This window comes from Streptomyces sp. NPDC051041 (assembly GCF_044456065.1).
Classification (GTDB): domain Bacteria; phylum Actinomycetota; class Actinomycetes; order Streptomycetales; family Streptomycetaceae; genus Streptomyces; species Streptomyces glaucus.
The window spans coordinates 1-9,927 of the sequence record NZ_JBITFM010000037.1 but is presented as its reverse complement, the minus strand read 5'-3'; the positions used below and the strand labels follow the sequence as shown (position 1 = coordinate 9,927).

The following is a 9,927-nucleotide window of genomic DNA, read 5'->3' as shown; positions in this document are numbered from 1 at the left end:
TTGGGTGGTTTGGGGGTTGTGTTTTTGTTTTGGGGGGGGGGTCTGTGGGGGGGGGTGGGGGGGGAGGGGGGGGGGGGGGGGGGGGGGGGGGGGGGGGGGTGGGTGGGGGGGGGGGGGGGGGGGGGGGGGGGGGGGGGGCCCCCCCCCCCCCCCCCACGGCCTGCGGTGAGCGGGCCGACGTCAGATGACGTTGCCGTGCCACTCCTTGACGAGGCCCTCCTCGTACACGCGCGTGACCTTCATGGCTGATCCCTCCTCTCCTGTCGTCAGGTGCGGATGCTCGTGGCCGGGCCGCGTACGGCGGGTCCCGGGGATCTGCGGTCCCCGGCGCCGTCGGGCCGGGCACGAACTCGGTGCGGTGCTCGCCGCTCGGCGGGCCGAGCGGCGCACCGGGTCTCGGCGGGGCGGCGCCGCGCGGGCGGCGCGGACCGAAGTCGTCAGCAGCAGGCCTCCACCTTCGCGTGGGGGGTGGCGAGCTGCGTGAGCGTGCGGATCCGGGCGCTCGGGTCGGGCAGCCGCCGCGGCGGCGGGGCTCCCACGGCCGTGCCCGTGTACAGCCAGCCCAGGAGTTGTTCGTCGGGGCGCAGCCGGTGCAGGGCGCGCACTCCGGGGTCGCGGGTGGCGGGGCCGGTGCGCCAGATGGAGGCGTAGCCCCGGTCGTGCAGCAGCAGGGACAGGGTCTGGATCGCGGCCGCCGTGGACGCCAGTTGCTCCCAGCGCGGGATCGTGCGGTGGGCGACCGGGGCGAAGACGATGGCGATGAGCAGGGGCGCGCGCAGCGGCTTGGCGGCGGCCCGCGCCCGGGCGCACGGCTCGTCCGCCGAGCACGCGGCGAACCGTACGCCGAGTTCGGCACGCTCCTCACCGCGCAGCGTGACCAGGCGCCAGGGCAGCAGTCTGCCGTGGTCGGGCGCGGTCATCGCGGCTTCCACGAGGGTGAGCAACTGCCTGTCGTCAGGGGCAGGCTCGCTGAGACGGCTGACGCTGCGCCTGGTCAGCACGGTCTCCAGGGTCTCCATCTCTAGCCCTTCCAGAAGGGAGCGGCATGGCTCGGGTCGGCATCGCCGGCGGACGGCCCTCTCAGTCGTCCGGGCGGATCCGCGCCCCGACGCCGACCGAGCAGCGGATCAGCGGGACGTGGGGGACCGCGCCGTCGGCCGGTCCGGGCGAGGCCAGCAGGACGCGGGCGAGGGCCTGCTTGTACTCCGCGTCGAGCAGCACCTCGATGCGGTCGCAGCCCCCGGGACCCGCGCCCGGGATCTTGACCCTGATCTGCAGGGAGACGCTGTCGTCGGTGTCGGTCACCGCGGCGATCAGGCCGTCCACGACACCGGGCACCAGGGGCAGGACCGCCGGCCGGCCGGTGTCCGTCTCGGTCAGATGCTGTGCGCTCACATGCTTCCTCTCGTTCGTGCCCACGAGGCACACCCGGCGGCTGGCGGCACCGGGCGACGGAGACCGGCCCTGGTCCAGGACCACGGACTTCATCCTGCCCGTCGCCGTCCTCGGTCCGTCCTCGGGCGATCCTCACCGCCGCGGGGCGGCGACGCGGCCGCCGCGGCGTTCGCGTACGCCGTGGTCCGCGCGTCGGTCGCCTTCGCGCACGCCATCGTGCGCGCGAGCCTCCGTCCGCGAGGGTTCTTCGGGTACGCCGTCGTGCGCACGCGGCTTCGTCGACGCGTGCTGTCATTTGCGTATGCGGTCGTTCGTGCGCGCCGATGTTCTGATCGCCGGCGTTCGGCGGTTCGCACGGTGCGCGCCCGCAAGCCGTCCTGCAAAGGCGGTGGGCAAAGCGCCGGTCCGGCTCCTGGTCGGAGAACGCCGTCCAAAGGTCCGCCCGCATACCGATGAGTGGGCCGCCGGCGCGGCGGCCTTAACCGGCGCCGTCGAGATCCGGAACGTGGTGCTGGGGGAATATGCCGCCCGCCGGGGAAACACCCGTGAGGCACTGCTCGGCGGGTATCACAGGTGCCTCCTGTGCCGCGCCCGCGAGTTGGGCTGCAAAGGCGTGGACCAATTCGTGGATGGCGTACCGCGGTTCCGGTCCGGTCGCGCTCAACAGATGCGCGTCCACGAGCGATTCGAGAAGCCGCTCGGCGTGGGCGACCGACAGTCCGGCGCGGGCGGCCACGGTACGGGGCTCGATCCGGTCGGCCGGCACCTGCCCCAGCAGACGGAAGAGCTGCTGCTGTGCCGTGCCCAGGCCCTCGTAGGACTGCCGGAACACCTCTGCGACGCTGCCCCCTTCCGCCTCCAGGGTGGCCATCCACTGCCGGCCCACGCCGAGCCGCGCCGCCAGGTGCGAGGCGGACCAGCCGGGGCGGTGACGGAGTTTGGCCGCGGCGAGCCGGATCGCCAGCGGCAGCCCCCCGCAGAGGGCGACGATGTGCTCGACAGCCGCCGGCTCCCGTCGGGGACGGTCGTCCCCGACGATTTTGCCGAAGAGCGTGCGGCCCTCGGACTGGGACATCTCCTGCACGGTCAGATGGCAGGTCGCCATGAGGTTCGTCAGCCGGTTGCGGCTGGTCACCACGGTGAGACAGCCGGGAGCGGTGGGCAGCAGGGGCAGCGTCTGCCGGGTGTCGGTGACGTTGTCGAGGACGATCAGCGCCCGGCGGTCGGCGAGCAGCCGGCGCCACAGGGCGACCCGTTCGTCCATGCGGCGGGGCATGCGCTCCGGCGGCACGCCCAGCCCGGACAGCAGTATCCCCAGGGCGGTGCCCGGATCGCGGGGGCGGTCGGTCATGGCGTAGGCCTGCATGTCGACGAACAGCTGGGCGTCCGGGTAATCGGCTGTCAGGTGATGCGCGGCGTGCAGCGCGAGCGTGGTTTTCCCTATGCCCGCCATTCCATCGATCGCGATGACCACCGGGGCGGGCTTGAGAGGCCGTTCTTTTGACTGCACCGTCCGGCCGGCTTCATATATCACCCGTTGTTCCCTGACCCGTCCGGTGAAATGCGCGGCGGGGGGCGGGAGATTATTGCGCCCGAGCCGTATGCCGCGGGCCGGAGAACCTGGTCGAATTCCCTGCAATATATGGCGGTGGGCCTCCTGCATGTCCGCCCCGGGGCTGACTCCCAGTTCCTCCTTGAGAGTTCTGCGAGTCCGCTCGAATAGCTTGAGCGCGGCGGCCTGTGCCCCGGACCGGTGCAGGGCCAGCATGTACTGGGCCACCAGCCGTTCCCGCAGGGGGTGCCGAGCCACCCAGGTGGACAGTTCACCGAGCAGCGCGTGATGGTTCTGCGCCGCCAGCTCCAATTCCACGCGCTGCTCCATGGCCACCAGCCGCAGCTCGTCGAGCGCCGCGATCTGAGCCTGCAGCGCGGGCCGGTCGAGGCCCTCGAGGACGGGCCCGCGCCACAGGGCGAGGGCAGACCGCAGCCGGTCCAGCGCCTCCTCGGCGCGCCCCTCCGCCAGCAGCGTCCTGGCCTCGGCAGTACGGCGCAGAAACGTTGCTGCATCCACCTCGCAGCCGTCCGTCACCAGCTGGTACCCGTCGCCCGCCAGCCGCAGGTTCTCGGCCAGCCGAGGGTGGAGGCGGCGCAGGTCCGAGGTGGCGTTGCGGATCTGCTTGACGGCCGTCGCGGGAGTGTCCGCCTCCCATACGGTGTCGATGAGCCGGTCGATCGGGACGGGCGCTCCATCGGCCAGCAACAGGGCGCCGAGTACCGCCTGGCGCTTGGTGCCGGAGATGAATAAGCGTTCCCTGCCGACGTGGATTTCCAGCGGTCCTAAGATGCGCAACTCCATGCGTACACTCCCGCGGCCATCAGGCCAGTGAGAACACTCGGCAAACACAGCCCAGAAATTGCCCCGGCGAGCCTACCTTTCGCCGAGGAATCCTCGTAAGGACCCTTTCAACAAGTGAGATGGTGCAGGCTGCGGCGCTCCGGGGCAACACCGCCAGGCAAACATCCGAAGTGTTACCAGGGGTGCCGGAGTTTACAAAGATGGCCGGTTCGCGCGGTTCGGTGGCGCCCTGCCGCCATGCGGTCCGGTTCGGCCCCCCGAACTCGTCCCGCCGGTGCGGCCGGCGCTTCCGCGCGGATCGGGTTCTTTCTGTGAGCCCGCGGTAAGAGGCGGGATGAGGATGGTTCGAGGACGCAATGAGGACGCCGGGGGTGACGGTCGACGGGTTGGTTTTCGAGGCAGGGATTGCTCAGGGAGGCTGATCGCGTATGGCCGGGGTGGCAGCGAGGGGTACTACGGGTGACGGCGCGGCGGCGCAGCCGTGGTGGAACGCACAGCGGGGCTCGGGGATGCCGTTCGAGCGGTACGGCCGGGCGGCGGAACGGGTCCCCGGGGGACTGACCGACCGCGCCTGGCCGGCGAACGTGCTGCGGCACGCCCCCCTGTGGGCGTCGGTGGACCTGCGGGACGGCAACCAGGCACTGGCCAACCCGATGGACGCCGCACGCAAGAGCCGGATGTTCGACCTGCTGGTCGAGCTGGGCTTCAAGGAGATCGAGGTCGGGTATCCGGCGGCCAGCGAGGCGGAGTTCTCCTTCGTGCGGGACCTGATCCGCCAGGACCGGGTGCCGGACGACGTGACCATCGTGGTGTTCACGCCCGCCCGCCCGGAACTGATCGAGCGGACCTTCGAGGCCCTGCGCGGAGCACGGCGTGCAGTGGTGCACCTGTGCCTGGCCACCGCGTGCCTGTGGCGCGACGTGGTCTTCCAGATGTCGCCGGCGGAGCTGAAGGCGTTCACGCTGGACGCCGCGCACCGGGTGGCGCGGCTGGCCGACGCGATGCCGGGCGCCGCGATGCGGTACGAGTTCTCCCCGGAGACCTTCAACGTCACCGAGGCGGACTACGCGCTGGAGGTGTCCAACGCCGTCGTCGCCGCCTGGGACGCCGCCCCGGACCGCCCGGTCACCCTGAACCTGCCGACCACGGTGGAGACGGACACCCCGAACGTCTTCGCCGACCAGGTCGAATGGATGTCCCGCAACCTCGACCGCCGTGAGTCGGTGATCCTGTCCGTCCATCCGCACAACGACCGCGGCACCGCGGTGGCCTCCGCCGAACTCGCCCTGCTGGCCGGGGCGGACCGTGTCGAGGGGACCTTGTTCGGCAACGGCGAGCGGACCGGCAACGTCTGCCTGGCCACGCTCGCGCTGAACCTGTTCAGCCACGGCGTCGAACCGCAACTGGACTTCTCCGACATCGACCGCGTGCGCCGCACCGTCGAGGAGTGCAACCAGATGCCCGTCCACGCCCGCCACCCGTACGCCGGCGACCTGGTGTACACCGCGTTCTCCGGGACCCACCAGGACGCCATCGGCAAGGGGCTGGCCGCCCTGGACGGCCAGGCCCGTACCGCCGGCACCAGCCCGGGCCGGCTCCCCTGGCAGGTGCCCTACCTGCCCATCGACCCCAAGGACGTCGGCCGGACCTACGAGTCCGTGGTCCGCGTCAACAGCCAGTCCGGCAAGGGCGGCATCGCCCAGGTGCTCAAGACTCACTACGGCCTGGACCTGCCGCGCCCGATGCGGATCGAGCTCGCCCGCGCCGTCCAGAGCATCGCCGACCGCGCCGGCACCGAGCTGACCTCGCGCCAGTTGTGGGAGGCGTTCACCGACCTCTACCTGGAGCCGCGGCCCTGGCTGCTGCTGAAGGAGGCGGAGGCGGAGCGGGGCGGCCCCGGCGGCACCACGCTGCGGCTCCTCCTCGTCGGCCCGGACGGTGAGGAGGTCCATCTCACCGGCACCGGTGACGACGTCGCCGCCGCGACCGTCGCGGCGCTCCGGGCCGGCGGCCACGAGGTGACCCTGCACGACCGGACCACGCAGCAGACGTCCGACCAGCGCACCGCCGTGTACGCCCGGCTCGCCTGCGCCGGCGGGATCGTGCACACGGCGGGCCTGCACGCCGATCCCGCGACGGCCGCCGTCTGCGCCGTACTCAACGGCGTCAACCGGGTGCTCGCCGCGGACCGGCAGGGCGAGCGCGGCCCCCGCCGCTGACCGAGGCCCGGTGGACCGGGACGACCCGCAGTCTTCGATCCGACAAGGAACATGACATGGTCTTGACAGGTACCAAGGTCCCGTTGCCGGAGGAACGCGTCGCGCACCGCGTCTTCGAGGCGCACGCCGCCCGCCACCCCCGGCGGCTGGCTCTCACCTGCGGCACGGAACGCCTGACCTACGGTGAACTCAACGCACGGGCCAACCAGGTGGCCCACCACCTGGCCTCGATCGGCGTCGCGCGCGGCTCGGTCGTCGGCGTGTGCGTCGACCGCTCGAGCGATCTCGTGGCCACCGTCCTGGGCGTGCTGAAGGCCGGCGCGGCCTACGTGCCGCTCGATCCGTCCTATCCGCCCGAGCGCCTGCGGCTGATGGTCTCCCAGCTCCCGCAGCTGGACGTGGTGGTCGCCGGCGGTGACACGCTCGCGCTGGTGGCCGGGGCCCCCGGCCGGGTCGTCGACATCGGCGACCCGGGGCTCGGCCTCCAGGACCTCCCCACGACGGACCCGGTCGTGGAGATCGGCTCCGACGACCTGTGCTACGTCGTGTTCACCTCGGGGTCCACGGGCACGCCCAAGGCCACCGCGGTACGCCACGAGGGCTGGTTCAACCTGCTCAACTGGCTCACCCTCGAGTACGGCCTGGACCACGAGTCGGGCAACCTGCTGGTGAGCTCGTTCGGCTTCGACATCAGCCAGCGCAGCCTGATGACCCCGCTGTTCACCGGTGCGCCCCTGCATCTGCTGCCCAGCCGGAGCTTCGACGTCAGCCTCGCCCATCGGCTGATCGGCGAGCTGGGGGTGCGCACCCTGCACTGCGCCCCGAGCACGCTGTATCTGCTGGTGGAACGGGAGATGGCGCAGGGCACCGAGGTGCTGTCGGCGATGCGCTACGTCTTCATCGGCGGCGAGCCCATGTCCGCCGCCCGGGTCGCGCAGTGGGCCACCCGCGAGGGCAACCAGTGCCTGCTGCTGCACCAGTACGGCGTGGCCGAGTGCACGGACGTCGCCTCCTCGCACCGCATGGTGGACTACGACTCCTACGCCGAGGGCCCGATGCCCGCGGGCCCCCCGGTCTACAACACCGAGATCCACATCCTGGACGGCGACCTCCGGGAGGTCCGGGACGGCGAGGTCGGGGAGATCTGCGTGTCCGGGATCAGTGTCGGGGCCGGCTACCTCAACGCCGGTCCGGAGGCCTCGGCCAGGTTCGTCACCGTGCGCCGCGACGGTGCCGACGTGCGGCTGTACCGCACCGGTGACCAGGGCTACACCACCCCGTCGGGCGAACTCGTCGTCGTCGGACGGCTGGACCACCAGGTGAAGATCCGGGGCATGCGCATCGACCTCGGCGACGTCGAGCACGCCGTGCGCCGTCACCAGGACGTGCGTGACGTGGTCGTCGTGCCCGTCGGTGCGGGGCAGGACACGCGACTGGTCGCCCTGGTGATCCCGGCCGGGGACCGCTTCGACGAGCGGACCCTGCGGCGTGACCTGCTCGGCACGCTTCCGCGGAACATGGTGCCGCAGCAGTTCGTCCCGCTGGACGCCTTCCCGCTGAACCCGAACGGGAAGGTCGACCGCAAGGCGCTGGCGGGCCGGCTGCGGGCCGGCTCGCCCCTGGCCGGCTCGGGCGCGCGCTAGCCCGCCGCGCCGCCCCCGGCGCGGCCGTCGTTCCTTCTTCCCCCGTCGGATGGGAGAGTCGCAGTCTTGGGATCACACACCATCGCCGCCGGGCCGTCGCCCGGAGCCACGGCGGGTCTGCTGTGCGCGCTGGCGCTGATCGTCGCCGCCGCGTCCGTCTTCGCCGGGCTCGCCCAGCGTCTGCGGCAGCCGGCCGTCGTCGGTGAGATCGTCGCCGGGGTCGTCCTCGGGCCCAGTGTGCTGGGCCTGCTGCCGGGCGACGTGGTGGACGTCGTCTTCCCCCCGGAGGTCATGCCGTATCTGCAGGTCCTGTCGCAACTCGGGCTGGTCCTGTTCATGTTCGGCGTCGGCTACGAGTTCGACGCGGCGCGGCTGCGCCGTCACGGCAGGCAGGTCACCGCCGTGTCGCTGACCTCGGTCGCCCTGCCGTTCGCCCTGGGCGCCGCCCTCGCGGTGGCGCTGGTGCCGTGGTTCGACCGTACGCAGATGAGGACGGACGGGGTGCTCGTGCCGGCCCTGTTCCTCGGGGCGGCGATGTCCATCACCGCCTTCCCGGTGCTCGCCCGGATCATCGGCGAACGCGGCCTGCAGAAGGACCGGGTGGGCGTCATCTCGGTGGCGTGTGCGGCGATCCAGGACGTCCTCGCCTGGATCGTCCTCGCCGTGGTCGTCGCGCTCGCCGGCAGCACCGGTCCCTGGCCGCTGGTGCGGATGGCCCTCGCCTGCGTGGCGCTGCTGGCCGCGCTGGTCTGGCTCGTCCGGCCGGCGCTGGCCTGGGCCCTGGCCCCGGCGCGCCCGTGGTCCGGCGCCCTGGTCACCCATGCCGTCCTGGTCGTGGGCCTGCTGCTGAGCGCCTGGGCGACCGAGGCCATGGGACTGCACGCGGTGTTCGGGGCGTTCGCCTTCGGGACCGTGGCGCCCCGGGCCGAGGTCGACGCCGCGGCTCCCGAGGTCCCCGAACGCATCGAGCAGGCCAGTCTGCTGTTGCTGCCGGCCTTCTTCGTGGTCACCGGCCTGTCCGTGGACCTCGGCGGGCTGGGCGGGCACGGGGTGCTCATCCTGGTGGCGGTGCTCGTCGTGGCGTGCGCGGGGAAGTTCCTCGGCGCGGCGGGCGCGGCCGGCCTCACGGGGGCGAACCGGCGGGACGCCGCCGTGCTGGGCGTGCTGATGAACGCCCGCGGACTGACGGAGCTGGTCATCCTGAACGTCGGACTGGGACTCGGCGTCCTGGACGGCCAGCTGTTCACCGCGATGGTGACGATGGCGATCGTGACCACCGTCATGACGGGCCCGCTGCTGGACCGGTTCCACCGCCCGGCGGTACCGGCACCCCGGCCGAGCGAGCCGGCGAGCCGGGCGGCGGACGACCGGCGGCCCCTGGTCGTCTCGCCGGACGAGACGCGCTGAAGGCTCCCCGTCCGGCATCCCCCCGGGGGTGTTCCCTTGCGTGTGCCGCGAGGGAACACCCCCCTTTGCTTTGCCCTCCTGGCACCGGCCCGTCCCGCCGAACGCGCGACGAGCCGCCCCCGCCATCGGCCCCCATCGGGGTGCGGCGGCACCTGAACGGCCCGGCCGGGCGGTGATCATCTCGTCGACGCGGTTCGGCGCGAGGCCGGCGGCGAGCGGCGGCCGTCCGGGCCGGCGCGGCCTCCTCCCGGTGCCCGGCGGCCGCCCGGAACAGGTCCGCGCTGCCCCGCGCGGCCGTGGCAGCGCCGTCCCGACCGCGCTCCGGTCCCCCGGAGCGGCGGTGTGTGACCCGCCGGGCGGGCGAGGACGAACAGGGGACTCGGCAAGGACGTGGCGGGGACGCCGCCGCCTAGTTTCGAGGCACAGGAGATCTTTCACAGCCAGACACGGGGATCGTCCCGGCCGGAGGGAAAGCGATGGGTAGGACACTCGCGGAGAAGGTCTGGGACGACCACGTCGTCCGGCGCGCCGAGGGCGAGCCCGACCTTCTCTACGTCGATCTGCACCTGCTGCACGAGGTGACCAGCCCGCAGGCGTTCGACGGTCTGCGCCGCAGTGGTCGTGGGGTGCGCCGGGTGGACCTGACCATCGCGACCGAGGACCACAACACGCCGACGGTGGACATCGACAAGCCGATCGCGGACCCGGTGTCGCGGGTGCAGCTGGAGACGCTGCGCAGGAACTGCGCCGAGTTCGGTGTGCGGCTGCATCCGCTGGGGGACGTGGAGCAGGGCGTGGTGCATGTGGTGGGGCCGCAGCTGGGGCTGACCCAGCCCGGCACCACCGTCGTCTGCGGCGACTCCCACACCTCCACGCACGGCGCCTTCGGCGCGCTGGCGTTCGGCAT

Annotated in this window: 7 protein-coding genes; 4 read left to right on the top strand and 3 right to left on the bottom strand. The window is 72.5% G+C overall.

The window, feature by feature from the left end; genetic code table 11:
- Nucleotides 1-437 precede the first annotated feature (437 nt).
- The 3 genes from ACIBAI_RS28850 to ACIBAI_RS28840 form a co-directional block, all read right to left on the bottom strand.
- Nucleotides 438-1,019: a nitroreductase gene (locus ACIBAI_RS28850; RefSeq protein ID WP_399038765.1), complete on the bottom strand. Its 582-nt coding sequence runs from the start codon at nt 1,017-1,019 to the stop codon at nt 438-440.
- 61 nt (nt 1,020-1,080) lie between these two features.
- On the bottom strand, nt 1,081-1,395 hold the full coding sequence (locus ACIBAI_RS28845; protein ID WP_399038763.1) for a hypothetical protein: 315 nt from the start codon (nt 1,393-1,395) through the stop codon (nt 1,081-1,083).
- A 478-nt stretch (nt 1,396-1,873) separates the two neighbouring features.
- Nucleotides 1,874-3,751: a BTAD domain-containing putative transcriptional regulator gene (locus tag ACIBAI_RS28840; RefSeq protein ID WP_399038761.1), complete on the bottom strand. Its 1,878-nt coding sequence runs from the start codon at nt 3,749-3,751 to the stop codon at nt 1,874-1,876.
- A gap of 509 nt (nt 3,752-4,260) precedes the next feature.
- Here ACIBAI_RS28840 and ACIBAI_RS28835 point away from each other — a divergent pair.
- The 4 genes from ACIBAI_RS28835 to ACIBAI_RS28820 all read left to right on the top strand — a co-directional run.
- On the top strand, nt 4,261-5,970 hold the full coding sequence (locus ACIBAI_RS28835) for a 2-isopropylmalate synthase (protein WP_399038759.1): 1,710 nt from the start codon (nt 4,261-4,263) through the stop codon (nt 5,968-5,970).
- 56 nt (nt 5,971-6,026) lie between these two features.
- Nucleotides 6,027-7,613: an amino acid adenylation domain-containing protein gene (locus ACIBAI_RS28830; RefSeq protein ID WP_399038758.1), complete on the top strand. Its 1,587-nt coding sequence runs from the start codon at nt 6,027-6,029 to the stop codon at nt 7,611-7,613.
- Between the two features lie 66 nt (nt 7,614-7,679).
- Nucleotides 7,680-9,020, top strand: coding sequence for a cation:proton antiporter (locus ACIBAI_RS28825; RefSeq protein WP_399038756.1), 1,341 nt, complete (start codon nt 7,680-7,682; stop codon nt 9,018-9,020).
- Nucleotides 9,021-9,496: 476 nt separating this feature from the next.
- Nucleotides 9,497-9,927, top strand: a 431-nt coding sequence (locus tag ACIBAI_RS28820) for an aconitase family protein (protein WP_399038754.1), incomplete at its 3' end; no start/stop codon positions are given.

Excerpts from the sequence above, each read along its gene's own strand:
- ACIBAI_RS28835 (WP_399038759.1), top strand. The coding sequence starts at position 4,261 with ATGCCGTTCGAGCGGTACGGCCGGGCGGCGGAACGGGTCCCCGGGGGA.
- ACIBAI_RS28830 (WP_399038758.1), top strand. The coding sequence starts at position 6,027 with ATGGTCTTGACAGGTACCAAGGTCCCGTTGCCGGAGGAACGCGTCGCG.
- ACIBAI_RS28850 (WP_399038765.1), bottom strand. The coding sequence starts at position 1,019 with ATGGAGACCCTGGAGACCGTGCTGACCAGGCGCAGCGTCAGCCGTCTC.
- ACIBAI_RS28840 (WP_399038761.1), bottom strand. The coding sequence starts at position 3,751 with ATGGAGTTGCGCATCTTAGGACCGCTGGAAATCCACGTCGGCAGGGAA.